At 66.0% G+C, this 23,597-nt stretch carries 20 protein-coding genes; 7 read left to right on the forward strand and 13 right to left on the reverse strand.

The genetic code is table 11. The annotated features are described in order from the left end of the window. Positions 1 to 21 precede the first annotated feature (21 nt). Together RTN46_RS05755 and RTN46_RS05760 are read right to left on the reverse strand one after the other, a co-directional pair. On the reverse strand, positions 22 to 1,545 hold the full coding sequence (locus RTN46_RS05755; protein ID WP_312179744.1) for an ABC transporter substrate-binding protein: 1,524 nt from the start codon (positions 1,543 to 1,545) through the stop codon (positions 22 to 24). A 258-nt stretch (positions 1,546 to 1,803) separates the two neighbouring features. Further along, the gene (locus tag RTN46_RS05760) at positions 1,804 to 2,406 is read right to left on the reverse strand and encodes a TetR/AcrR family transcriptional regulator (RefSeq protein ID WP_066301910.1); all 603 of its coding nucleotides are present in this window, start codon (positions 2,404 to 2,406) and stop codon (positions 1,804 to 1,806) included. 139 nt (positions 2,407 to 2,545) lie between these two features. Here RTN46_RS05760 and RTN46_RS05765 point away from each other — a divergent pair, with 139 nt between their 5' ends. Continuing rightward, positions 2,546 to 2,989 carry a hypothetical protein gene (locus tag RTN46_RS05765; RefSeq protein WP_312179745.1) on the forward strand — a complete coding sequence of 148 codons (444 nt, stop codon included), beginning with the start codon at positions 2,546 to 2,548 and terminating at the stop codon, positions 2,987 to 2,989. A 5-nt stretch (positions 2,990 to 2,994) separates the two neighbouring features. Here RTN46_RS05765 and RTN46_RS05770 read toward each other — a convergent pair whose 3' ends face one another. Next, positions 2,995 to 3,630, reverse strand: a complete 636-nt coding sequence (locus RTN46_RS05770; protein ID WP_312179746.1) for a peptidyl-tRNA hydrolase — start codon at positions 3,628 to 3,630, stop codon at positions 2,995 to 2,997. A 128-nt stretch (positions 3,631 to 3,758) separates the two neighbouring features. Here RTN46_RS05770 and RTN46_RS05775 point away from each other — a divergent pair, with 128 nt between their 5' ends. Beyond that, positions 3,759 to 4,397 (forward strand): LysE family translocator, encoded by a 639-nt coding sequence (locus RTN46_RS05775; RefSeq protein ID WP_312179747.1) that lies wholly within the window; start codon positions 3,759 to 3,761, stop codon positions 4,395 to 4,397. A 136-nt stretch (positions 4,398 to 4,533) separates the two neighbouring features. Further along, positions 4,534 to 5,349 carry a transporter substrate-binding domain-containing protein gene (locus RTN46_RS05780; RefSeq protein WP_312179748.1) on the forward strand — a complete coding sequence of 272 codons (816 nt, stop codon included), beginning with the start codon at positions 4,534 to 4,536 and terminating at the stop codon, positions 5,347 to 5,349. 18 nt (positions 5,350 to 5,367) lie between these two features. On the opposite strand, the gene RTN46_RS05785 is transcribed toward RTN46_RS05780, so the two are convergent. Genes RTN46_RS05785 through RTN46_RS05795 form a run of 3 tightly spaced genes read right to left on the reverse strand, consistent with a single transcriptional unit; the run spans position 5,368 to position 9,927 of the window. Next, entirely contained in the window at positions 5,368 to 5,976 is a 609-nt protein-coding gene (locus tag RTN46_RS05785) for an isochorismatase family protein (protein WP_312179749.1), read from the reverse strand. Then, the gene (locus RTN46_RS05790) at positions 5,973 to 7,847 is read right to left on the reverse strand and encodes a hydantoinase B/oxoprolinase family protein (RefSeq protein ID WP_312179751.1); all 1,875 of its coding nucleotides are present in this window, start codon (positions 7,845 to 7,847) and stop codon (positions 5,973 to 5,975) included. The genes RTN46_RS05785 and RTN46_RS05790 overlap by 4 nt, the downstream gene beginning before the upstream one ends. A gap of 4 nt (positions 7,848 to 7,851) precedes the next feature. Then, complete coding sequence (locus tag RTN46_RS05795) at positions 7,852 to 9,927, reverse strand: hydantoinase/oxoprolinase family protein (RefSeq protein WP_312179752.1); 2,076 nt, start codon at positions 9,925 to 9,927, stop codon at positions 7,852 to 7,854. A 260-nt stretch (positions 9,928 to 10,187) separates the two neighbouring features. Here RTN46_RS05795 and RTN46_RS05800 point away from each other — a divergent pair, with 260 nt between their 5' ends. From RTN46_RS05800 to RTN46_RS05810, 3 genes are read left to right on the forward strand one after another with little or no spacing between them, the layout of a single operon-like run. Beyond that, complete coding sequence (locus RTN46_RS05800; protein ID WP_312179754.1) at positions 10,188 to 11,396, forward strand: CoA transferase; 1,209 nt, start codon at positions 10,188 to 10,190, stop codon at positions 11,394 to 11,396. Further along, complete coding sequence (locus RTN46_RS05805; protein ID WP_312179756.1) at positions 11,393 to 12,364, forward strand: hydroxymethylglutaryl-CoA lyase; 972 nt, start codon at positions 11,393 to 11,395, stop codon at positions 12,362 to 12,364. The genes RTN46_RS05800 and RTN46_RS05805 overlap by 4 nt, the downstream gene beginning before the upstream one ends. A 4-nt stretch (positions 12,365 to 12,368) precedes the next feature. Then, positions 12,369 to 13,034, forward strand: a complete 666-nt coding sequence (locus tag RTN46_RS05810; RefSeq protein WP_312179758.1) for a GntR family transcriptional regulator — start codon at positions 12,369 to 12,371, stop codon at positions 13,032 to 13,034. Between the two features lie 213 nt (positions 13,035 to 13,247). Here RTN46_RS05810 and RTN46_RS05815 read toward each other — a convergent pair whose 3' ends face one another. The 6 genes from RTN46_RS05815 to RTN46_RS05840 form a co-directional block, all read right to left on the reverse strand. Next, positions 13,248 to 14,666, reverse strand: a complete 1,419-nt coding sequence (locus RTN46_RS05815) for an FAD-dependent oxidoreductase (protein WP_312179760.1) — start codon at positions 14,664 to 14,666, stop codon at positions 13,248 to 13,250. 125 nt (positions 14,667 to 14,791) lie between these two features. Continuing rightward, a complete protein-coding gene (locus RTN46_RS05820) occupies positions 14,792 to 16,399 on the reverse strand; it encodes an ABC transporter ATP-binding protein (RefSeq protein ID WP_312179762.1) in 1,608 nt (535 codons plus the stop codon). Continuing rightward, entirely contained in the window at positions 16,396 to 17,256 is an 861-nt protein-coding gene (locus RTN46_RS05825; RefSeq protein ID WP_312179763.1) for an ABC transporter permease, read from the reverse strand. Before RTN46_RS05825 ends, RTN46_RS05820 begins: the two co-directional genes overlap by 4 nt. Continuing rightward, the gene (locus RTN46_RS05830; RefSeq protein ID WP_312179764.1) at positions 17,253 to 18,284 is read right to left on the reverse strand and encodes an ABC transporter permease; all 1,032 of its coding nucleotides are present in this window, start codon (positions 18,282 to 18,284) and stop codon (positions 17,253 to 17,255) included. The genes RTN46_RS05825 and RTN46_RS05830 overlap by 4 nt, the downstream gene beginning before the upstream one ends. 1 nt (position 18,285) lies before the next feature. Beyond that, positions 18,286 to 19,953: an ABC transporter substrate-binding protein gene (locus tag RTN46_RS05835; protein ID WP_312179766.1), complete on the reverse strand. Its 1,668-nt coding sequence runs from the start codon at positions 19,951 to 19,953 to the stop codon at positions 18,286 to 18,288. Further along, complete coding sequence (locus RTN46_RS05840) at positions 19,950 to 21,647, reverse strand: amidohydrolase family protein (RefSeq protein WP_312179768.1); 1,698 nt, start codon at positions 21,645 to 21,647, stop codon at positions 19,950 to 19,952. The genes RTN46_RS05835 and RTN46_RS05840 overlap by 4 nt, the downstream gene beginning before the upstream one ends. 172 nt (positions 21,648 to 21,819) lie before the next feature. Here RTN46_RS05840 and RTN46_RS05845 point away from each other — a divergent pair, with 172 nt between their 5' ends. Then, a complete protein-coding gene (locus RTN46_RS05845) occupies positions 21,820 to 22,503 on the forward strand; it encodes a TetR/AcrR family transcriptional regulator C-terminal domain-containing protein (protein WP_312179770.1) in 684 nt (227 codons plus the stop codon). Positions 22,504 to 22,540: 37 nt separating this feature from the next. Here the strand turns inward: RTN46_RS05845 and RTN46_RS05850 are convergent. Next, positions 22,541 to 23,597, reverse strand: a 1,057-nt coding sequence (locus RTN46_RS05850) for a PLP-dependent aminotransferase family protein (RefSeq protein WP_312179772.1), incomplete at its 5' end; no start/stop codon positions are given.

Raw genomic sequence — 23,597 nt, forward strand, 5'->3', positions numbered from 1 at the left:
CCCTCCCGCCACCAAGGGGGTCTAGCCCTTGACGCTGATCTGGCGCAGCGTCGGGAACATCATGCCGGTGACCGGGGTCACCTCAATGTTTTCCGCACTGACATAGCTGTTGTTCGCCTGGTAGAAGACGGAGAACCAGGCCTTGTCGGTCACCATCCGGTTGAGTGTCTCGACCTCTGCAAGCTGATCCGCCGGGGCCGCCGTCAGGACCTTCTCCACCTGGGCCTGCACGTCGGGGAACTGGTCCATCTGCGGGTTCGGGTTGTACCACTGCGGGGTGGAGATCTGGCGAAGGACGTTGGCCACGGGGTGGGAGTCCATCGACAGGAAGGAGACGAACATCGGGTAGGTGGCGGCCTTGGTCTGGTAGTCCATGTACTGCATGTCTTCCCAGGTCACCTTGATGCCCAGCTCGCCGAAGACCTGGTCGACTGAGGGCTGCCAGACCTGGAAGACCTGCGACATCGGCATGGTGATGTCGAAGCCGTCCGCGTATCCGGCGTCGGCCAGCAGTTTTTTGGCCTTGTCCAGGTTCACGGCGTACTGCTCATCGATCTCCGCGACGTGGCCGGGCATACCGAACGGGAAGACCTGGTTGGTCGGTTCGCCGGCTCCGCTGCCAAGGGTGCCGAGGATTTCAGCGCCGTTGAAGGCATAGTTCAGGGCCTGGCGGACGCGCTCGTCGCCCAGGGGCTCGAAGGATTCCCCGGCCCGATCGGTGAACTGAAGGCCCACCCAGCCGGAGACCTTCTTGGCAACGTTCCAGCTGTTCGCTTCTGCCTGGTCGAGGGCGGCCTGGTCGGCGTAGTTGAGATTAACCTGCCCGGAAAGCATGGCGTTGTTGCGTGCCGTGGCATCCTGGATCGGATAAATCGCCAACGGTTCGAACTTGAACTGATCGGCAGCCCAGTGATCGGCCACCTTGTCGAAGTGGTATTCGGCGCCGGCGACACTGGACGATGCCATGGTGTAGGGGCCGGACCCGACGGGTGCCTCGGCAAGTGTGCCGGATTCAATAGCCTTGGGAGACATCATGTAGCTGCGGCCAAGTCCCATGAAGTACAGCAGGGTGTCATCCCGCTCGGCGAGGTTGATTTCGATGGTGTCTTCATCGACGGCTTCGAACGAATCAACCGAGAGGTATGCCTCCTGGGAGCGCGCACCTTCTTTGAGGTATTCAAGGCTCGCCACTGCAGCGTCCGCGTTGAAGGGCTCCCCGTCGCTGAAGACCGCATCCGTGCGCAGCTCCATTGTGACGGTCAGGAAATCCTCGGAGACCTCCCATTCGGTGGCGAGGGCGGGGGTGGGGTTTCCGTCCGTGTCCACGCCCAGCAGGGGATCATAGACAGCGGACAGGTACGGGCCGTCGAAGCCGATGTCGGCGAGGGACGGGTCCCAGGAAGTGACGTCGGCGAACTCGCCGATATTCAGGGGTACGTTGCCGCCAGCCGCTTCGGCATTGCCGTTGTTGTCGCCACCGCTGGAGCAAGCGGACAGCGCGAGTGCTGAGACAGTCAGGAGTGCTGCTGTCGTTGCCTTTTTCATGCGTTCTTCTCTCATTGCCAGTGGAGTGACGCCTGCACGCCGGCCCGTCGACCAGCCCGCATGGTCCATTGTCCGAACGGGGCCCCACGGCCGCAGTGTCCGTGTGCTGTGGATCACTTTGCGACTCGTTGTGGGGTAAGTCTACAGTTGTTGACTAGAAAATCAAGCACTGTTTTTCGGGTGCTGGCAGCGGCAAAATGGGCAGCAGAAAACCGCCCTCAGCAGGGGTGAAAGGCGGGCTGTACGGGCCTTGGCAGGCTAGGCGGCCGGGGACCGCGTGATGCGGTCAAAGAAGGAATCAAGGTGCCGGTGCTGCAGTTCAACCGTGGAAAAGTCCGGCCCCACAAGGCTCATGATGTTTGCCCCAGCGTTGAGCAGGACCAGTTCGTCAACCAGCTGTTCGTCGGATTCGGGGGACACAATGTCCCCGTCCTCGCGGCCCTGGCGGATGTACTCACGCAGGGAATTCCGCCACCGCATCAGGTGCGCCTGGTACACCTCGAACAGCGCTTCCTTCGACAGGGACAGTTCCCAGAACGCCAGCAGGACCCGGCCGGCGGTGATCCGCTCCTCGTCCAGGGGCATGGCTGCCAGCGTGAACTGCCGCAGCGCGTCCAGCCCGGTCTTGTCGCCGAGCGCCGCAGCTACATGGGACTCCATGATCTTCAGGGCCCGCTGGTAGGTGGCCTCCACAATCACGTCTTTGCTGTCGAAATACCGCTTGAGGGCTCCGTTGGCGAAGCCAGCCTCTTTGGCAATTTCCCGCATGGTGGCTGCTTCCAGTCCGCCCTTAACGATGAGGTTCCAGGTGACATCGAGAATGTCCTGGCGGCGCTGATCGCGGTCAATCACCTTGGGCATGAGGGACTTCCTTACCTGGTCTCGGGAGGCTGGTGCCCCTCAGTTTATGCCACGCGTCTCCAGGCAATGACGATCCCGGATGGGGTGATCTGCGCCCCGGGTCTGCCCTCGCCGCGGGCGGGCGCGTACGGTAGCCCCCATGACTGCACAGGGACCAAAAAAACCCCGTCCCCGCGGTGGACGCCAGCTCAGTTCGGCGGGCGACCGGTGGCGGTCAATCGGCCGGGAGTTCGGCCTGTACCCGGTGAGTGAACTCGCGCTGCGGCTGCGGTTCGGCGCGCCGGATAACCTGCGGGCCAAACACCTCACCGGCAAGGCCAGGGTCCTTGCCATCGCGGACAAGGGAACGTTCCTATACCCGGGCTTCCAGTTCGACGAGGCGGGCGCGCGGATGATCCCGGTGGTCAAGGACATTGTCCGGCAAGGCAGGCTGTCCGGCTGGACGGACGAGGAGCTGGTGCTGTGGTTCTGCCGCTCGAACAAAGCCCTGTCGGGAAAGCGGCCGGTCGACGTACTCAGCGATGAGGAAGCCATCATCAGGGCAGCGGAGGAGGAGTTTCCCGGGAGCAGCCCCTCCGCCTAGGAGCCTCAGCTGCCCTGAGCGGCAACAAATGCCGTGGGTGAGCCTGGGTCGATTTCGGTCAGTCCAGCGTCAACAATCAGCGGCCCTGACCCCGGGCGCCGGCACAGCTCACGGAAACTGTCCTTCGGGATGTCGCGCACCGCTGCACCCGGATGGGCTGCCCACACCTGCTGCTGCCCGGCGTCCAGTTCCAGATACCAGGCCAGCAGCGCGTGGGTGGCCTGCGCGGCAGCCTTGCCGGTGGACATGTCCAGGTCCCGGTTCAGGAGGATGAGCGGCACCCCGGCCGACGGGGCGGGCTCCGTGTCCGGCAGCTGAGTGCCGGAAACCTGCAGGGCCCGCAGCGCCCGCGGCATGTCCTCGTAGCGCTGCGGCTCGAATGCCGCGGCTTCCGCCTTGCCGATCCGGACGATCCCGGAGGGAGCGGCGGCACAGAGTTTGGCAAAAGGCTTAGGCCCGGCACGGCGCACGGTTTTCGTGAAGCGTCCGGCGACCCAGTCTTCCCAGGCCTCGTCGCTGGTCCGGTTCGCATAGGCCAGCACACCGGCGACGGCGGCCGCCGCTATCGCGTCGCGGTGCGCGGCCGGCTCTTCCTTTTCAACGCGCAGGAGTATCGGCTGGACAGTATCGCTGGGGTGCACTCCCCCAGCTTGCCACGGCCGGCACGTTTAGCCCGCGCACCGGTGCGCGCTGCCCCGTGGGTTCCGGGCTGTACAGGTCATACCCCACCGCTGTGGTGGGCGGAGGCCCGGGGACTAAGATTCTTTTTGTGACCGTTGAACAGGCCCTGCTGGGCTTCACCGCCGTAGCCGTCCTCCTAACCATCCTGCCCGGCCTGGACTCGGCCATGGTGCTGCGCTCCGCCATCAGCCAGGGCCCGCGCCATGCCGTTGCCACCGGTCTGGGCATCAACACCGGCGCTTTTCTCTGGGGAGCTGCAGCGGCCGTGGGTATCTCGGCACTGCTGACGGCATCGGAGACCGCCTATACGGCATTGAAGCTCGCCGGGGCCGTCTACATGCTCTGGCTCGGCGGCTCGCTCCTGTGGAAATCCTTCCGGCGCCGCCACACCCCCGTGGAGGTGGACGGTGTTCCGGCGCCCCGCCATGAACGGCTGGCGACGGCGTGGGCGAAAGGGCTGGGAACCAATCTCCTCAATCCCAAGGTCGGTGTGTTCTACATCGCCATGATCCCGCAGTTTATGCCCGTGGATGTCTCACCCCTGCTGATGGGACTGGCCCTCGCCGGGATCCACGTCCTGCTGAGTGTGGCCTGGTTTGCGCTGATCATTTCCGCGGCACACCTGGCGCGCAATACCCTCCAGTCTCCCCGGTCGGTGAAGCTGACAGACCGCTTGACGGGCGTCGCACTGCTCGGGTTCGGCACGTCCCTCGCGGTGCGGCACTAGCAACCCACCCGCGGGTAACGTTTCCGCAACACGGCACTACTTGGGCTCTGACTAGGGCAGACGCTGCCGTAAGCGGCCTGTTAGGTCTTGGGGACCGGAGATTCCCTCCGCCCGCGTCCTCAAGGAGTACCACCCAGTGCCGAAATTCCCCCTGCTTCCCGTCCTCGCTCTTTCGACCCTGCTCGTCTCCGGCTGCACGGCGAGCGCCGCGACCGAAGGGCAGGAGCCCGAAAGCCAAAGCCCGCCGGAGTCCCAGCTGGACCTCATCGCGTCCCGTGGTTCCCTCAAGGTCTGCACCACCGGCGACTACCGGCCCTTCACTTACAAGGACCCGGACAGCGGGGAATGGAGCGGAATCGACATCACCATGGTCGAGGACCTCGCGTCCCGCCTGGACGTCGAAATCGAGTATGTCCAGACCACCTGGAAGGACCTGATGCCCGATTTCCTGGCCGGCTGCGACATCGGTGTTGGCGGCGTTTCAATTTCCCTGGCCCGAGCGGAGCAGGCCTTCTTCAGCACGGCTGTCCTCGATGAGGGCAAGACCCCGATCACCCTGTGCGGCAAGGAAGAGCTCTACGACACCGTGGAGGAGATCAACTCACCCGGTGTCCGCTCGATTACCCCGATCGGCGGCACCAACGAGATCTTCGCCGATGAGCACTACCCGGACGGCGAGATCATCCGTTACGGGGACAACAACACTATCTTCGATGAGATCGTTGCCGGACGGGCGGACGTGATGACCACAGATGCCTCGGAGGTGAAGTGGGTGGCCAACGAGTACGAGGAACTCTGCGCCGTGAGCCCGGACGATCCGTTCAACTTCTCGCAGAAGGCCTACCTGCTCCCGCTGGGCGACACAGTGTTCCAGGAGTATGTGGACCAGTGGCTGACCATGGCGTTCCATGACGGGACCTATGACGCCGCGAAGCAGCCGTGGTGGGGCTAGGCCGGCCGTAGCCTGACCCTAGCCGGGCCGAAAGTAGTCCAGCACGTCGGCGCTGTCCCAGATTTCGGCGTACTTGGCCTGCAGGTCGTAGAGGGAGCCGTCGTGCACGGCGTCATCCCGGTCCCCCACGGCGTCGCCCACCACAATAGGAATGAAGCCGTGCTGCATGGCATCAACTGCCGTGGAACGGATGCAGCCGCTGGTGCTTGTGCCCACGATCACCAGCGTGTCCACCGCCCAGGTGTGCAGGAGCTGGGCCAGGTCCGTGCCGAAGAAGGCGCTGGAGTACTGCTTCACCAGCACCGTTTCACCCTCGGCGGGTGAAACTTCGGGCATCAGCTGGCCCAGCTCCGTGTCCCCGATCAGCAGCCTCAGGGCGGGAACCTTGCGGACGAACACGCCGCCGTCGGCGCCGTCCGGGCCATAGCGGACCCTGGTGTGCAGCACCGGGACACCGTTGGCCCGGGCAGAGCCGATGACAGCGGCCGCGGCATCCAGGAATTGTTTTTCCGGCAGGCAGAGTGGACTCTGCGGATCGAAGTAGGCCCGCATCAGGTCCACGGACACCACTGCTGGCGAGTTTCCGGGGACCAGCGTCCCGTCGAACCCATCGGCGAACCGCGTCATGGCAGCGACACCGGCGGGGCCGGGGCCGGCAGGCCGGTCTCGGCCATGCTGTTGGCCAGCAAATCCGCCATTTCGCCGCCCCTGTTGAACAGCGGCAGCTCCCCCTCCCTGCCTCCGCGGAGCCGGGACCGCAGTTCGGTGGTGGCATCGGCGTCGGGCACTCCCTCCGCAGTGCAGACGACGCCGTACGCGAGCGCACCCTGCGCGGTCACCAGGCCGCGGCGGACCTCCTTGCACACCAGTTCGGGATCCCGTTCCAGCGGATCCCCCCAGCCGCCGCCACCCCAGGTGACGAAGTGCAGGACGTCGCCCGGACCCACAGAGACGTCGTGGACTTTCGATGGCAGGACCACTGTGGTGCCGTCGGCCCGGTCAATCCATTTCTTTCCGCGGGCGCCCGGGTCGCCGCCGCGCACGCCCCAGGGATAGGTCAGCCAGCGGTCGTCGTGGATGGCGATGGTTCCCGGCTCCAGGAAGCGGTAGGCGACGTCGACGCCGTTGCCGCCGCGGTGCAGGCCGGCACCGCCGGTGTCGGCGATGGTCTCCCACCGGTCGATGACCAGCGGATAGTAGGACTCCAGGTATTCACACGGAATGTTGGTGAAGGAGGGCCAGAGCGAGTGCCCGTCGGGGCCGTCGCCCACCGGACGGCCAGGGATTCCGCCGAACCCGATCGAGTAGAGCTGGAACCATTCCCCTTTCCGGTCACCGGAGCTGTAGTTCCCCGAGTACATAAAGTGCGGCGAGGAGGAGAAGCCTGCCCCGTTGAGCAGGTCGGGATTAGCCTGGCCGAGCAGCCCGCCGAACAGGTCGAACAGCCGCCCAATGCCATGGTTCCTGCCGTTCAGCGCCGCCGGGTAGCGGGGTTTCCAGAAGGAATCCTCCGGGATTTCCACGTCGACCAGCGGATAGAATCCGTCGTTCCACAGGATCTGCGGGTCCGCGACGGTAATCATGTAGATGCCAAAGAACATCCGGATGAGGTTCTCGTTGATGTAGTAATTAATCGGCCCCTGCGCCTGCGGGCTGCTGCCGGTGAGGTCGATCAGCACCTTGTCCCCGGTCCGGGTGATCGTCATCGTCAGTTCATACGGCCCGAAACCCCTGCCGTCGTCGTCGATGAAATCGGTGAAGGAAAGCGGTTTCCCTTCCTCGAACACCATGGCGAGGAGGGTTTTCATGGCCCGGTAGTTGCGGTCCAGCAGCGCGTTCAGCGCCGACGTGTAGGTGTCGACGCCGAAGCGCGAGCACATTTCCTGCACCCGGCGTGAGGCGGTGCTGCAGGCGGCGGCCAGCCCGTTGCGATCCGCCCGGTTCCAGTCCGGGTTGCGGACCTGGTTGAGGATGATGCCCAGTGCGGTCTCGTCGCGTTCGCCCCGGCGGTAGAGCTTGAACGGCGGTATGACCACGCCCTCTTCAAAAATGGTGCGTGCATCGGTCGGCATCGACGCCGGAGTCTTGCCGCCGACGTCGGTCATGTGACCGAACTGCGAGGCCCAGCCGACGATCCTGCCCTCATGGAAGATCGGCATCACCACCAGCCAGTCATTGGCATGGCTGATCGCCGCACCACAGGAATACGGGTCCGAGGTCATCAGCACGTCGCCCTCTTCGATGGTCCCGTGGAAGTTCGCCAGGAAGTCCGGAATGGAGAGCCCGAACTGGCCGACGATCATTTTTCCGGACGGGTCGGCGATCAGCGGAAACTCGTCGTGCTGTTCCCGGATGCCGGGGCTTAATGCGGTCCGGAACAGGGTCTCGTCCATTTCGTACCGGGCGCTGCGCAGGGCGTTTTCGATCAGGTCGAGCGTAACGACGTCGACGTCCACCGCGTGCAGTGGCTCGGTGGCGGTCTCCACTAGCTGGGCCATGGGGCTACTCCTTCGAATCTGCGGCGGGGCGGATGAGCAGGCTGCCGTGCGGGTGCACGGTCGCGGTGTGTCCTGGCAGGACCAGGGTGGTGGAGTCCATTTCGGCGATCACGGCCGGGCCGGTCACCACGTTGCCGGCGAGGAGCCGGTCGCGGTCGTAGACCGTGCCCTCCACAGTGCTGCCGTCAACAAAAATGCTGCTTCTGGTCCGTTCCGCGGCGGACGGGTCCGTGCCGCCGGCTTCCAGGGTGGTTGAGGCGACTTCCGGGTGCGGGCCGCTGACGGTGGCCCGCACGGTGACCAGTTCGTGTTCGTTCTCCAGCAGGAAGGAGAACAGCCGCTGGTGTTCCGCATCGAACGCTGTCCGCAGGCCGGCGAAGCCGCCGCCGTCGCCCGCCGCGAACGCGGCGAAGTCCACCGGTACCGGGATCTCGAAGCCCTGGCCGTGGTAGCGGACGTCGGCGGAGTAGCTGACTGTGAGGTCCTCCTCCCCCAGGCCCGCGGCCAGCAGGGTTTCCCGGGCGGTGGCTGCCAGTTCCGCCAGCAGGCCGGCCAGGTCGGCATCGGTGAAGTCCCTGAAAGGCCGGACGAGGGTGCGGGCCGCTTCGTCGCGCAGGCTGGTGGTGGCATCCCCATACGCGGAGAGCACGCCAGGCGAGGGCGGGATAATCACCGGCCAGGCGCCGGTCAGCTTGCCCAGGGCGTTGGCGTGCAGCGGCCCCGCACCGCCGAACGCCACCAGGGCAAAGTCCCGCGGGTCGAAGCCCTGCTGGGTGGACACGAGTTTCAGCGCACCGTACATGTTCTCGTTGACGATGTGAACGATTCCTTCGGCGGCACGTTCGACGTCGTTCAGGCCAGTCGCGTCAGCGATCGTCTTCACCGCCGCGGCGGCGGCCTCGGCGTCGAGCCCGATCTCGCCGCCAGCGAGCTGGGACGGAAGGTAGCCAAGGACCACGTTCGCGTCGGTGACAGTGGGGGCCGTGCCGCCGCGGCCATAGGAGGCCGGACCGGGAACGGCTCCGGCGGACTGCGGACCGACCCGCAGCGCCTGGGTCAGCGGCGGAACGTGCGCAATCGATCCGCCGCCGGCACCGATTGTCCTGACGTCCACGGACGTGGCACGGACGGTCAGGTCACCCACGGTGGTTTGGCGTCCAATCCGGGGCAGCAAATCCTGCACCAGGGCCACGTCGGTGGAGGTCCCGCCCATGTCGATGGTGAGGAAGTCCGTGAAACCTGCCTGTTCGGCCGCCCAGGCCGCTCCGGTGACTCCACCGGCGGGCCCGGAAAGCAGCAGGGAAACCGGGTTGTCAGCGGCGACCGCACCGGAGACCAGTCCGCCGTCGCTGCGCAGGATGGACAGCTGGGCATCCATCCCGGCCCCGGCCAGCTGGGCCCCAAGGTTCCGCACGTATCCGGAGACCTGCCCCTGGACGTAGGCGTTGGCAACCGTGGTGATGGCCCGTTCGTATTCGCGCAGCTCCGGAAGCACCACTGAGGACCGGGACACCGGGATACCGGGCAGTTCCTCCGCGGCGATTTCGGCGATCCGTGCCTCATGGTCTCCGTTGGCATAGGCGTTAATCAGGCAGACGCTCAGGGCCTCGATTCCGTTGTTCCGGAGCTTGGCGAGCTGGCGCCGGACGTCGTCCTCATCCAGTGGGGTGAGCACGGATCCGGTAGTGGAGACCCGTTCGGTGACCTCCACGGTGTCTTCCAGGTCCGCCAGCGGTTCGGGCTTGGGCCAGATGATCCAGCCGGCCAGACCACCGGGGACAAAGGACCTGGCGATCTGCAGCACCTGCCGGAACCCGCGGGTGGTAACCAGGCCCACGCGGGAACCCTTCTTTTCCAGGATGGCGTTCGTCGCCACGGTGGTTCCGTGCAATACGTCCCGCACCTGCGATGGTGCGATCCCTGCCGCGGCACAAACCTGGGCTATCCCGTGCAGCACCCCGACCGACTGGTCCTGCGGGGTGGACGAGGTCTTGTACCGGTGTGTCGCACCGGTGTCCTCATTGACCAGCAGAATGTCTGTGAACGTGCCGCCGACATCCACGCCTAACCGAAACGCCATCAGTGCTCCTTGGGGTGGTGCTGCCCGGCGGGTTTGGGGCGCCGGTGATGCAGCGGAGGATCCGGGCTGGGAATGCCGACACCATTGCCAGTGCCACGCGCTGTGTCGCATTCGGTGGCATCAGGCTAGGGGCGCGGAGAAAGGCTGTCAAGAGATTGCATACAACCCTGCAAAACGCTCTCAATCCGTCCTTGACAGCATGCAGGTCAACTGAAAAGTTGTATGCATATTTCGCATCTGCAGGCTCAGGGAGGAGCACCATGACATCCGCACCACGAAGTGCCGGCCCACTGGCGGGAGTGCGGGTCGTGGAAATGGGCCAGCTCCTCGCCGGACCCTTCTGCGGTCAGCTGCTCGGCGACCTGGGAGCCGAAGTGGTCAAGATCGAAGAACCCGGGCGCGGGGACCCGCTGCGCCAGTGGGGACGGCAGCTGCCGCAGGGAGTTTCGCTCTGGTGGTCCGTCGTCGGACGCAACAAACGCTCCGTGACCTTGAACCTGCGGGACCCGGAAGGCCAGGACCTTGCCCGGCAGCTGATTACCGAGGCGGACATCCTGGTTGAGAACTTCCGGCCCGGCACCATGGAACGGTGGGGCCTGGGCTTCGAGGACCTGCGCAGCACCAACCCCGGGCTGATCATGGTACGGGTCTCGGGCTTTGGCCAGGACGGCCCCTACGCGCAGCGGGCCGGCTACGGCGCCATCGGAGAAGCGATGGGCGGGCTGCGGTATGTGGTGGGAGATCCCTCCATGCCGCCGTCGCGGGTGGGAATCTCCATCGGTGACACGCTCGCCGCACTGTTCGCGACCATCGGCGCCCTCGCGGCCCTGCAGGAACGGCAGGCCAGCGGCCAGGGCCAAATTGTCGACTCAGCGATCTACGAGGCCGTGCTGGGCGTGATGGAATCCCTGGTGCCCGAATGGCAGGTCACCGGTTACCAGCGCGAACGCACCGGCGCCATCCTCCCCAACGTCGCCCCAAGCAACGTCTACCCCACCAAGGACGGGCAGTGGCTGCTGATTGCCGCGAACCAGGACACGGTCTTCGCCCGCCTGGCCAAGGCCATGGATGCCCCGGAACTGGCTGACGATCCGCGCTACGCCACGCACGGTGCCCGCGGCGGACGCCAGCGCGAACTCGACGACCTGATAGCGGCCTTCACCTCCGGACTGAACGCAGATGCCCTCGAGGCGCGGCTGGAAGAACACGGGGTTCCCTCAGGCAGGATTTTTCGTCCCGTGGACATGTTCGCCGACCCCCATTTCCAGGCCCGCGGCTCCATCACTGAGGTTGAACATCCCGTGCTGGGCACGGTGTCCATGCAGAACGTCTTCCCCCGCCTGAGCCGGACCAGGGGAAGCGTCCGCTGGCCCGGTCCCGAACTCGGAGCCCATACGGCTGAGGTCCTGGCCGGCATCGGCGTGGACAACACCGCTTTGGCGGGCCTCCGGGCCCGTGGTGTGGCATGAGCCTGCCGGGGCTGCCCGCCGACGTTCGTTTGGTGGAGGTCGGGCTGCGGGACGGGCTGCAGTCCGTCCCTACCCCGTTGGCCACTGCGGAGAAGGTGGACCTGGTCCGGCTGCTGATCGACGCCGGCGTGCGGGAAATCGAAGCCGTGTCCTTCGCTCATCCCAAGGTCCTGCCGCAGCTGGCCGACGCTGCCGAGGTCATGGCCGCGGTTCCCCGGGTTCCAGGTGTCCGCTACCGTGGCCTCGCCCCGAACTACCGGGGCGCTGAACGCGCCGTCGACTGCGGGCTGGACGAACTGGTGGTGGTGGTCTCCGCTGATGAAGCGGTCAGCCTGCGCAACCAGCGGCTCACGGTTGCCGAGGCCCTGTCCGGCCTGGACCGGATCGGTGACCTGGCCGCGCGCAGCGGACTCCGGCTCGTGACCGCCGTCGCCTGTTCGTTCTTCGCCCCCGCCCGGGGACCTGTCCCGGCGGCCGAACGGCGGCGGGTGGTGGAGGCCGCCGTCGCCGCGGGGTCGGCCGGTATCTATCTGGCCGGCACCTCAGGGCAGGAGGAACCGGGAGAGATGTACGACGGCGTGGCCGAAGTCCGCAGCCTGCATCCCGGGCTGGAGGTGGGCGTGCACCTGCATAACCGCAACGGATTTGCTCCCGCCAACGCGCTGGCGGTGCTGCAGGCCGGTGTCGACTGGCTCGAAGGTTCCTTTGCCGGGCTCGGCGGCGATCTCTGGTTCCCCGGAGATCCTTCCGTCCTCGGCAACGCTGCCCTGGAGGATTTGGCGCATCTGTGCGACGGTCTGGGCATTTCCACCGGAATCAACCTGCCAAAATACATGCTCGCCTCCGACCGGATTGTGGAGCTCACCGGACGGGCTTCGGCTTCATTCGTCTCCCGTGGCGGCACCCGCGCCGAGCTCGCCGCGGCAGAGTGGCCAATTCCGGAGAATTCGGCCGTTGGCAAGGGATAACGTTATGGCCATGGACCCCTCCTCCGCCCCTGCAGAGCCCTTGGATGACAGCGCGTACGCCCGGCTGCGCACCCTGATAACGTCCGGCGCACTCGGCCCGGGGACGCGGCTGCGGGAGGCCGCCCTCGCCGAGCGGCTGGGGGTCAGCCGCACCCCCGTCCGGGAAGCGCTGAACCGGCTTGCCGCCGAGGGGCTCGTTGAAATCAGCCGGAACAAGGGCGCCCAGGTGGTGTCCTTCAGCCCGGAGGACGTGGCAGGGCTGTACGACGTCCGGGCCGGCTTCGAACCGCACGCTGCCCTGCTGGCGGTTCCGCGGCTGAGCAGGGACGACGTCGAGCGGCTGGCGGAACTGAACTCCCAGATGGAGGACGCTGCCGCTGCCGGGAACCTGCAGGCGTTGGGAGCGCTGAACAGCGAGTTCCACGGCATTTTTGTGGACCGCTGCGGCAACCGGCACTTCGCCATCGCACTCCAAACCCTGATGCGGCCCGCCGTCGTAGCCCACACTTTCGGCAAATACAGTCCCGAAGCGCTGCGCCGGAGCATGCTCCACCACGCCGAACTGGTGGCAGCGGCCAGGGCGGGCGACGGCGAGTGGGCCGAAGCAGTCATGCGCACCCACATCCTCGCCGCACGCAACGCAGCGAGCGCCCGGAACGCCGGCGACTGATCGGTACCGCCGCGGCCATCCTCGATCCTGGATAACACCGACATGTGCACCGGCCCCCGCCACAGCTCGACGTACTAGTAGCCCCCCCACAAGCCGGAGCCGGTGATTTCACCCCCACGGGAAATCACCGGCTTCGGCCCGGCCTCGGCTGGCGGGCGGCCCTGCGGGCAGCCCGGCCGAGGTCCCGCCTAATGGGGCGGGCGGTGCAGCGGGTCAGGAATCGAAACCCAAGCCCACGGCGTCGAGCGTCTTGAGGAGGATGTTCCGCTTTCCGCCGTTGTGGTCCGCACGGTCCATGGACCACCTGGTGAGGTTGATCCCCACGGAGGCCAGAGGCTCCGGCGGGAACGGCAGGGGCCGCTTCCGAACCATTTCAATCCGGGTGCGCTCGGTGGCCTGTCCGGACAAAAGATCCAGGAGGACATCCGCGGCGAATGCCGTAGCTCCAACCCCCAACCCGGTGAAGCCGGCGGCATAGGCCACCTTGCCCTTGCGTGCCGTACCGAAGAAGGCACAGAACTGCGTGCTGGAGTCGATGGCACCGGCCCACTTATGGCTGAACTTCACCCCCTCCAGCTGCGGGAACGTGGTGAAGAAGTGGGAGGCAAGCTTCGCCCAGGTCTCCGGGCGGTCCTCGTGCCGGGGATTGACGCGCCCGCCGCTGAAATACAGTGCGTCGTAGCCGCCGAACAGAATCCGGTTGTCCTTGCTGAGCCGGTAGTAGTGGAACTGGTTCGCCATGTCGCCGATGCCCTGGCGGTTGCTCCAGCCGATCGCCGCAAGCTGCTCCTCGGTGAGGGGCTCCGTCATCAGCACGTAGTCATACACCGTTACGGTCATCAGCTTGTTGCGCCGCAGCAGTGACGGGTAGGCATTGGTGCCCAGCACCACCTGTCCGGCCCGGACCTGCCCGCGCTCGGTCACCACCGTGACTCCGCCGTCCTGGTCCTTCAGCTCGTGGACCCGCGTTCCTTCGTGGATGCGGACGCCCAGGTCTACGGCGACCCGCGCCAGTTCCAGCCCCAGTTTGTAGGGGTGGACCATGGCGACGGAATCCTTGTACCACCGGCCCGCCAGGTAGGTAGGTGAGTTGACCTCGGCGCGGACCTCTTCCTGGTTCAGGAAAACGCTCCCGGGATCGTCGTCTTCCTCGAGCCACGCCACTTGGTGCGGTTCCACGGCGACGTTGAGCTCCCCGCTGCGTTCCCATTCGCAGTCCATGCCGTACTTCTCCACGGCCTCCTGCATCCGGTCCAGGTTCTCCAGCCCAAGGCGTTCCAGCGTCTCAAGTTCCCCCGGCCAGCGGTTCTTGCCGTTCTCGTAGCCGTGCGTGAGGCTGGCCTCGCAGAAACCGCCGTTGCGCCCCGAGGCGGCCCAGGCCACCCGCGCGGCTTCGAGCAGGATGACGGTCCGGTTCGGGTCCCGTTCCTTGGCGCGCAGCGCGGTCCAGAGCCCGGTGTAGCCGCCACCCACAATCACCAGATCTGCGCTGGCGCTGCCCTCAAGCTCCGGGTAGCGGGGGGCGCTGTCCTGCACATCGTCGATCCAGAACGGCCGGTGAACGGCGCCCTCCAACGCCTTGGTGACGACGGCGGCCTGGGGGACGTTCCGTTCGAAAACGGTGGTATTCACGGGTGTTCTCCTGTTTCAGGACGCATTGAGACCGCGTCCGGGGGTCTTCTGGAGGCAGGGACCGGCGGTAACGCTGGCGGCAGGGTCTGCCGCCAGCGTTGGCCCGGACCAGGTTCCTGGCCGGTTCAGGCCGTTGCCGGCTGCTCGTCCCACAGGGGGCGGGGACGAGAACCAATGAGGTTCCTGGTGTACTCCTCGCCCGGGTCTTCCAGGATCCGGGCGGTCGGACCCTGTTCCACAATTCTGCCCTGGTTCATCACCAGGATTTCAGAGCAGAGACGGGAGACAACCGCCAGGTCATGGGTGACGAACAGGATGGTCAGGCCGAACTGGTCCCGGAGCTCTTCCACCAAATCGAGCACCTGGGCCTGGACGGACACGTCGAGGGCGCTGGTCGCTTCGTCCAAGACCAGAAGCCGCGGACGCGCCGCGAGGGCTTTTGCCAGCGCCACGCGCTGACGCTGACCGCCGGAGAGTGCCCGGGGCAGCGCGTCGCAGCGTTCCTCGGCAATCCCAACCCGCCCCAGGAGTTCCCGTGCACTGGCCAAAGCCTCGTGGCGTCCCTGCTTTTGGTGCAGGCGGAAAACGTCAGCCACGGCTTTGCCCACCGGGATGCGGGGGTCCAGGGAGAGGTACGGATCCTGGAAAACGATCTGCACGTCCTTGGCGAGCACCTTGCGCTCTCCGGCGGACAGCCGACGCTTCGGCCGGAGGTTCCCGCCCAGTGTGAGCTCGCCTTCCGTGGCGGTTTCCAGTGCGACAACCAGCCGGGCGAGGGTCGATTTACCGGAGCCCGACTCGCCCACGACACCGAGGGAACCGCCTTCGGGGAGGGTGAATCCCGCACCGTCCAGTGCTGTGAGTATCTCGCCGCGCGCCAGTTCGTAGCGTTTTGAAAGGCCGGTGGCGGACAGCAGCGGCTGCGCCCCCTTCGCGGCGGCCGGCTCCGGAACCCTGTCCAGCTCGATGACAGGAGTCGCGTTGACCAGCTGGCGCGTGTAGTCCTGCTGCGGGGCAAGGAACACTTCCTGCGTCGCTCCCTGCTCCACGACCCGGCCATTGCGCAGCACGTAGACACGTTCGCAGAGGCTGGCGGCGAGGTTCAGGTCATGGGTGATAAAGAGCATGCCCATGCCCCGTGCCTGCTGCTGCTCACGCAGCAGACTCACGATTCCGGCCTGGGTGGTGACGTCCAGGGCGGTCGTGGGTTCGTCGCAGAGCAGGAGTTTCGGGGAGTTCAGCATGGCGGCAGCGATCATCACGCGCTGGAGCATGCCGCCGGAGAGCTGGTGCGGGTGCTGGCCGGTGAGCTCCTTGGCCCGGCGCAGTCCCACCTGTTCCAGGGCGGCGACTGACCGCTGCGCGGCTTCGGCGCGGGAGAGCCCCTGGAACCGCAGTGTCTCACCCAGGAAGTCCCCCACGGTACGGACCGGGTTGATCCCGGCCCGGGGGTCCTGGAAGATCATGGACGCGTCCTTGCGGCGCAGGTCCATCAGGCGCTGCCGGCTGGCGGTCAGGGTATCCAGTCCGCGGACGGAGACCGTGCCGGATGCCTGCGAGCGCTCCGGGAGAAGTCCCAGCGCTGCCCGGATGGTCAGGGATTTACCGGATCCGGACTCTCCCACCAGGGCTACGGCCTCGCCGTCATCCACGTGGAGCGAGACGCTGTCCAGCAGCGGTGCCTTGTCCGGGAAGCCGAGGGTGAGGTCCTGGATCTGCAAAAGCCGGCTCATGCGAGTTTTCCTCCGATTCGATCTGAAAGTTCCTCGCCGATGATGTTCACGGCTACCACCACGAGGACCACCACCAGGGCTGGCCAGAAGGCCGGCAGCAGGTGTCCGCCCAGCAGTGCGCCGCGGGCTTCCTCGATCATGGCGCCCCAGTCACTGGTTGGTGGCTGGATGCCCAGCCCGATGAAGGACAGCGCGGCCAGGTCAGCCAGCACGTAACCGAAGTTGAGTGTGGATTGGGCTCCCACGGTGGGAATGAGGTTTGGCAGGACCCGGCCCAGGACCACCCAAGGCGTCCGGAAGCCGAGCACCTGATAGGCCTGGACATAGGGACGGCTCCGTTCGGCCGTCACCAATGCCTGGGTCAGGCGTGCCACGTAGGGAACGTAGGCGATGGTCATGGCGATAATGGGCGCGGTGAGTCCCTTGCCGAACAGGGCGATTGCCAGCATGGCCAGCAGCAGTGCCGGGAAGGCAAAGAGAAGGTCGAAGAACCGGCTGAGCAACCGGCCCAGCCATCCCCGGGACCAACCTGCGGCCAGCCCGAGGAGCATGCCCAGGACCGTGGATCCCACCATCACGATCGCGGGCCCCAGCAGCGAGGTCCGGCCGCCGTACATCAGCCGGCTCAGCAGGTCGCGGCCCAGTGCATCAGTGCCCAGCAGATGCCCGGCTCCCGGACCGGCGAGCACGTTGTTCAGGTCCACGTAGTCCGGATCGTAGGGAGCCAAGGACGGCGCGAACACGGCCATAAAGACCACCAGGACGGCGAAAACCGCTGCAGCCCACCCCAGGGGTGAGAGGTACTGCGCATAGCGGCGCAGCCCAGCCTGCTGAGGCAGGCGGAGTGTCAGAGTCATCGGGTCTCCGTTCCGGCCGCGATACGCGGATCAATAAGGGGCTGAAGGAGGTCTACAAGGGTGTTGACCAGGACGAAGGCGGCCACAACAACCATGACGATCGCCTGCACGACGGAGAAGTCGAGGCGGTCAATCGACTGCACCAGCAGCTGCCCGATCCCGGCGAGGCCGAACGTCTGCTCGATGATGGCACTGGATACCAGCAGCCCGGCCACCAGCACACCGCTGACGGTCAGGATGGGTCCCAGGGCGTTGCGCAGGACGTGCCGGGCCACGACTGCCCCGCGGCTGAGGCCGCGGCTCGTTGCCACTTCCACGTGCTCGCGGACCAGCTGTTCGTTCATGGAGGAGCGGGTCACCCTGGCCACCATGGCAATGTAGGTAATTCCCAGGGCCATGGCGGGCAAGGTTAGATGCCATATTCGGTCCCAGCCGGCGTCGCCGCTCCCGAAGGAAGGGAACCAGCCAAGACCGACGGAGAACAGGGCCACCAGCGCGATCGCGGCCACAAATGGCGGAACGGCGCCGGCAGCGGTCAGGGTAATGAGGATAAACCGGTCGCCGAAGCCCTTGTTCAGGCTGGCCAGGATTCCTGCCAGCAGACCCAGGACGGTGATGAAGACGGCGGCCAGCGCTACCAGCTGCAGCGTGGTGGGCAGCCTGCTCAGGAGGACTTCCGATACATCCTGGCGGTAGGTCAGGGACCGTCCCCAGTCGCCCTGGAAGATCCCGCCGAGCCAGTTCAGGTACTGCTCCCAGGCGGGTTTATCCAGCCCGTACTGGCGGGTGATCTCCGCCAGCGCTTCGGGATTAGGGCTGCGGCCCCGGAGCAGGAAACGCGCCGGGTCGCCGGGGACCAGGAAGCGGGAGAAGAACACGGCCAGTGAGGCTACGAATAGCGTGACGACCAGAACGAGAAGTTTCTGCAGGATGTAGATAAGGGGCCGGCTGGCCCGGCTCTTTGTCTTTTTCGCCGGGATCGGTCCCGGAGTGCCTGCTGCGGATGGTGCCTGAACTGCAGTGGTCATATCAGCGACCCCCTATCTTGGCTGCCCACGGGAAATACATGTAGTTGATGGACGGGTCTGCTCCGGTGATGCGATCACCCAGCCACATGGTGGTGACGGTTTCGTAAAGCGGACCCCAGACGACTTCCTCGGCGGCCAGTTCTGCTGCCTTGGAGGTGAGCAGCGCCCGCTCGTCGGGATCCTGGACGCCAAAGGCGGCATTGACCAAGTCGTCATACTCGGGGTTGCTCCAGCCGCCGTAGTTGCTGAAGTCTCCCGTCCTCAGGACGCTGTACATTTCCAGCGGCTCATTGGCGGAGAGGTACCAGGAGGTAATCAGCAGGTCCACGCCGTCCCGTGCCTCCGGGTCGGAGAACAGGGTCGTGTACTTGTCGTTGGACATGGTCCGGATCTCGGGGTCCAGGCCGATTTCCTTGGCGGCCGATGCGATGGCCCGGACGGAGATGTCCATGGCGGCGTTGATCGATGCGGTTGCGAAGACGAACTTGCTGCCCTCGGCTCCCGCCTCCCGGACAAGCTTCCGCGCTTCCTCTAGGTCGTAGGGCATGGACGGCAGTGCCTCGAAGGCCTCATCCACGACCTCCGGCGAAGCTTCATTCCAGACGTTGCGCGTGGTCAGGGCATCGGTCTCGTTGGCGTACCCCTGTTCCGCAGCATCGATCAGGGCGCTGCGGTTGATGGCCATCATCAGTGCCTGGCGGACGCGGACGTCCTTGAAGGTTCCTTCAAGATCGGTGAAGACCATGCTCTGGACGGAGCTGTCAGTACCGAAGTACAGGTCGCCGGCGTCCTTGTTGGCGCGCAGGATGTCGATGGCGTTGGAGGGGATCATAAACCCGCCGTCCAGCTCGCCGGTCTGGAAGGCATTGGTCCTGGCGTTGGCGTCCGGAAGCATGCGGAAGGTTATCTGCTTGGATTTGGCCACCAGATCCCGGTCCCAGTAGTCCGCGAACCGATCAAGGGTGATGCTCTCCCCGGGTTCCCAGCTTTCGAACTGGAAGGGGCCGGTGCAGTTCACGCCCGTGGTCGAGTTGCCGTAGTCCGGGCCCGCTTCTTCAAGCGTCTTGGCCGAGGCGATGACTCCGGGAGCGCCCACGAGCGACGCGTTGAACGAGTAGTCCGGCTGGGCCATCGTCACCGTGACCTCATAGTCCCCGGTCTGTTCGATCGATTCCACGTTCTGGTAGGAGGAAGCCCAGAAGGATCCCACCTCCGGTGATATGTGCCGCGTCATCGATGCCACAACGTCTGCGGCTGTCATTTCGGTGCCGTCGTGGAACTTCACGCCTTCCCGGATGGTGTAGATCCAGGTCAGCGGGTCCGGGTTCTCGAAACCGGTTGCCAGCCCAGGGGAAGTCGTCAGGTCCGAGTTCCAGCGGAACAATGACTCGCAGACGTTGGAGAGCACGGTGTTATCCGGGTAGTCGAAGGCGTAGGCGTAATCAAGTGAGAAGGGCTCTGCGTACATGCCCCAGTTGATGTTGTCGATTTCCGTGCCCGGTTCCGGGCTGGAGGCGCTCAGCGTGAACTTCTCGCCGTCGGGACCAGTCTCCGAAGCCTGCGTACCCGCCGAACATCCGCTGAGGACCACGCCTACGACGACGGCGGCGGCTCCTGCCGCGATGATGCGGGACCGGTTCCTCCGGGAACCCTCTGTTCCTGCCTTCAATTCAACACCCCGGCTTCACGGTTCACTGCGGATTCTGCGGCCGGGCGCTGGTACACGCAGTTGCCGCCGATCCAGGTCTGGGTAACGGCCGCCCGGTGCAGGTCCTCGGCTGCCAAGGCGAAAAGGTTGGTGTCCAGGATGGCCAGGTCTGCGAGTTTCCCCGGTTCCAGGGTTCCCGTCTGCGCGTCCAGGTGGTTGATCCAAGCGGTTCCCTGGGTGTAGGCGTCCAGGATCTGCTTGAGGCTGAGCTTCTGGGACTCCGGCCCGAGGGGCGGTAATTCGGAGTCGGGCGATGCCCGGTTGACGGCCACATGGATAGCAGCCAGGGGATCGGCGGTGGAGACAGGCCAATCGCTGCCCGCCACCAGGTGGGCACCCTCGGCCGCAAGTTCGCCGAACGGGTAGTGGCGGTCCTCGGCACCCGGTTCCAGGAACGGCAGGGTCAGCGTATCCATCTGCTCCTCGTGGCAGGCCCAGAGCGCCTGCACGTTCGCCGCCGCGTTCAGCGGGGCGAAACGCTGGATGTCCTCGGACCGGACCACCTGCAGGTGGGCCAGATGGTGCCGGTTATCGTTAGCGCCGTTTGCCTGCCTTGCGGCGTCCACAGCGTCCAATGCGTCCGTGACGGCCCGGTCCCCGAGCGCGTGGAAATGCACCTGCATCCCGGCGGCGTCGATCGCGGTGACGAATTCCTGCATTTCGGCGGGATCGAAGAACTCGATGCCCCGGTTGTCAGTGTCGTGTCCATGGTGGTCCAGGTATACGTGGTGCATGGCCGCGGTGTAGTTTTCGGCGACGCCGTCCACCATGACCTTGACCGAGTTGGCGTTCAGCACGGCCGGGTCGAAGGCATCCGCGACTGCCTTACGGCGCTCCAGGATGGCGTCCAGCTGGCCGATTCCGGCTGTCCTGTCCCACCAATGGCAGGCGGTGACCCGCACCAAGAGGTCTCCGGCCTTGGCGGCGTCCATGTAGACCTTGAGGTTGTCGGCGTCGTTCCCCTCGGGAACGGGCACCCAGGCGTCCTGCCAGGCAGTGATGCCCTGTGCCAGCAGGAGCTGCTGGGCGGCGAGCAGGCCCTGGTACGCGAGCTCATACGGTATGGAGGGCTTGACGTGGTTAAACAGGTCGGCGGCACCTTCGTGCACGGTACCGGCCGGAGTGCCGTCGGCTTCGCGCTCGAAGCGTCCGCCTTCCGGATCCGGGGTCTCGGCGTTAATCCCGGCCGCCTCGAAGGCTGCGGTGTTGGCCCAGGCCCCGTGGTGGTCACGGTTCTGGAGGAAGACCGGGCGCCCCGGGACCACAGCGTCGAGCTGCTGGCGCAGCGGCGTCCCGCCCGGGAACATGTCCATGGACCAGCCGGCGCCCAGGATCCACGGTTCGTCCGGGTTCTCCTCGGCGTACTGCGCGATGGCCGCCAGTACCTCGTCGGCTGTTTCAGCAGCTGTCAGGTCGCACTGGAGCATTTCAATGCCCGCGAAAATCGGATGGATATGTGCGTCCTGGAACCCAGGAACCACCAACTGGCCCTGAAGGTCAACCCGCTTGGTTCCGTTTCCAACCGTGGCTTCAATTTCATCACCGGTGCCGACGGCGAGGATGCGTCCGTCCGCTATGGCCAAACTGGCCTGGACGGGAGCGGCATCGCTGCCTGTGTACACCCATCCGTTCTCAAGGAGAGTCTCCGCGTACACCAAGGTGTCCTTTCGTTGGAAAATCAAACTCTGCAGAAACGATATGGCGTGGATCACATAAAATCAACAATGTTGACATCATTGCGGTCACCGGCGTCGACGTGCGAAAGTACGACTTCCTGGATCATGTACCGTGATAAGACTTCGAACAGAATCGAAAGGTGGCAAATAGATGGCACAGCCGGCTCAGCCACCGGATCGCCGCAACCGGCTTGACGCTGACACCATCGTTGACGCTGTCCTGCGCCTGGCTCGCCAAGATCCGGGCGAGCGGCTGACCGTCCGCAAGCTGGGACAGGAGCTCGACGCCGATGCCACCGCCGTCTACCGGCACTTCAAGAACCGGGACGCGATCATCAGGGCGGCGCTCGACAGGCTGTTCACCCTGTCCCTGCAGCGCGCCCAGGACACCGGTGCTGGGCGGCACTGGCGCGCGCGGCTGGAGGCCTACAGCAGCGAACTCCTGAAGGCTTTTCTGCAGCACCCGGCGCTGGGCAGCGAGTCCTTCGCCACCGACACTTATGGTCCGGGCGAACTCCAAGCCATCGAGTTTGTCTTGGAGTGCCTCACCGACGCCGGCCTCTCTGACGAGCGGGTGGTGCATTACTACGCCGCGCTGGAGAGCTACATGCTGGCCCTCGGCACGGGGATCTCGGTGGAGGTCCAGCGGCTGCCGGGTTCAGGGGGCCGCGACCCGTGGCTGAGCCCGGGTGTTTTTGCCCGGCTGTCCGGCTATCCGCTTCTGGAACGGCACCACGCGGCACTGGGCCGCCTGGATTCGCTCACCGCTTTCCATGCGGGCCTGTCCGCCATCCTGGACAGCGCGGAGCGGGAAAGCCTGCAGGCAGGCCGCTAGCTGTTTGCCTGGTTTTCCCCTGGCTGGTTCCAGATGCTCACCGAATGGGAAGTCCAGCCCCTCCCGGCACCCCGGCGTCGAGCACCGAGGCAATAACCCGCAGCGCGGGGCCAAACTGGTGCGGATGGGCTCCGGCGTAATTCAGGCGCAGGAACGAACCGGCCGGGTCGGTGGGGAACCAGTCCGAGCCGGGGGCCACCAGCACACCCTTGGAACGGCAGCCTGCGGCGAGCACCGCAGTGTCCGTGCCGTCCGGCAGCTGAATCCACAGGTTGAGCCCGCCTTTGGGGAGCAGCGTGAGGGCATCCGGCCCGAGGTGCGTGCTGACCTGATGTGCCAGTTCGTCCCGGCGGAGCCGCAGCTCCGTCCGGAGCCGGGAACGGTGGCTGTCCCATCCTGACGCCGACAGCACCTCGGCCGCGGCGGCCTGCAGCAGTCCGCTGACATAGAGGTCATCGACCGTACGGTCCGCCTGCAGGCGGGCCATCGCAGGCCCCCGGGCCACCAGGGCCGCGATCCTGACCGCCGGAGACACACTCTTGGTCAGCGAACGGATATAGACAATGTGCCCGTTCGGGTCATCACCGGCCAACGGCGCCGGATCCGCGTCGATGCCGAAGTCCCGGGCCCAGTCATCTTCGATTAGGTAGGCTCCGCGGGCGCGCATCACGTCGGCGATGGCGTTCCGCTCCTCGCTGTTCCATAGTGTGCCCGTGGGATTGGCGAAGTGCGGCTGCGCATAGAAGATCCGTGCCCCGCTCGCCGCCAGCGCCTCGTCCAGGTCCGAGGCCGCCGGTGCCCTCGTACCCCGGGCTACGGGAACGATCCGCAGCCCGGCTTGGCGGGCTGCCGCGATAGCGCCCCAATAGGTGGGCGATTCCATGACGACGGCGTCACCGGGTCCGGCCAACGCCCGGAAAACCGAGGCCAGCGCACTCTGGCCGCCGGGGGTGATGAGCACGTCTTCGGCGCTGACGGGCGCGGCGTCGGCCCGGGACCGGGTCAATTCTCCGGCAAACCAGCTGCGCAGCGCGGGCAGACCGGCGGGATGCACCCGGTCCACCGCCGCTCCGCCGCGGGCGGCCCGGCCCACG

It is taken from the genome of Arthrobacter sp., from assembly GCF_031988865.1.
In the GTDB taxonomy this organism is placed as follows: domain Bacteria; phylum Actinomycetota; class Actinomycetes; order Actinomycetales; family Micrococcaceae; genus Arthrobacter_B.

Bases quoted from the DNA above. Each gene is read 5' to 3' on its own strand.
- RTN46_RS05755 (WP_312179744.1), bottom strand. From the start codon at position 1,545: ATGAAAAAGGCAACGACAGCAGCACTCCTGACTGTCTCAGCACTCGCG.
- RTN46_RS05760 (WP_066301910.1), bottom strand. From the start codon at position 2,406: ATGCCCAAGGTGATTGACCGCGATCAGCGCCGCCAGGACATTCTCGAT.
- RTN46_RS05765 (WP_312179745.1), top strand. From the start codon at position 2,546: ATGACTGCACAGGGACCAAAAAAACCCCGTCCCCGCGGTGGACGCCAG.
- RTN46_RS05785 (WP_312179749.1), bottom strand. From the start codon at position 5,976: ATGACGCGGTTCGCCGATGGGTTCGACGGGACGCTGGTCCCCGGAAAC.
- RTN46_RS05790 (WP_312179751.1), bottom strand. From the start codon at position 7,847: ATGGCCCAGCTAGTGGAGACCGCCACCGAGCCACTGCACGCGGTGGAC.
- RTN46_RS05795 (WP_312179752.1), bottom strand. From the start codon at position 9,927: ATGGCGTTTCGGTTAGGCGTGGATGTCGGCGGCACGTTCACAGACATT.
- RTN46_RS05800 (WP_312179754.1), top strand. From the start codon at position 10,188: ATGACATCCGCACCACGAAGTGCCGGCCCACTGGCGGGAGTGCGGGTC.
- RTN46_RS05805 (WP_312179756.1), top strand. From the start codon at position 11,393: ATGAGCCTGCCGGGGCTGCCCGCCGACGTTCGTTTGGTGGAGGTCGGG.
- RTN46_RS05810 (WP_312179758.1), top strand. From the start codon at position 12,369: ATGGCCATGGACCCCTCCTCCGCCCCTGCAGAGCCCTTGGATGACAGC.
- RTN46_RS05820 (WP_312179762.1), bottom strand. From the start codon at position 16,399: ATGAGCCGGCTTTTGCAGATCCAGGACCTCACCCTCGGCTTCCCGGAC.
- RTN46_RS05825 (WP_312179763.1), bottom strand. From the start codon at position 17,256: ATGACTCTGACACTCCGCCTGCCTCAGCAGGCTGGGCTGCGCCGCTAT.
- RTN46_RS05830 (WP_312179764.1), bottom strand. From the start codon at position 18,284: ATGACCACTGCAGTTCAGGCACCATCCGCAGCAGGCACTCCGGGACCG.
- RTN46_RS05845 (WP_312179770.1), top strand. From the start codon at position 21,820: ATGGCACAGCCGGCTCAGCCACCGGATCGCCGCAACCGGCTTGACGCT.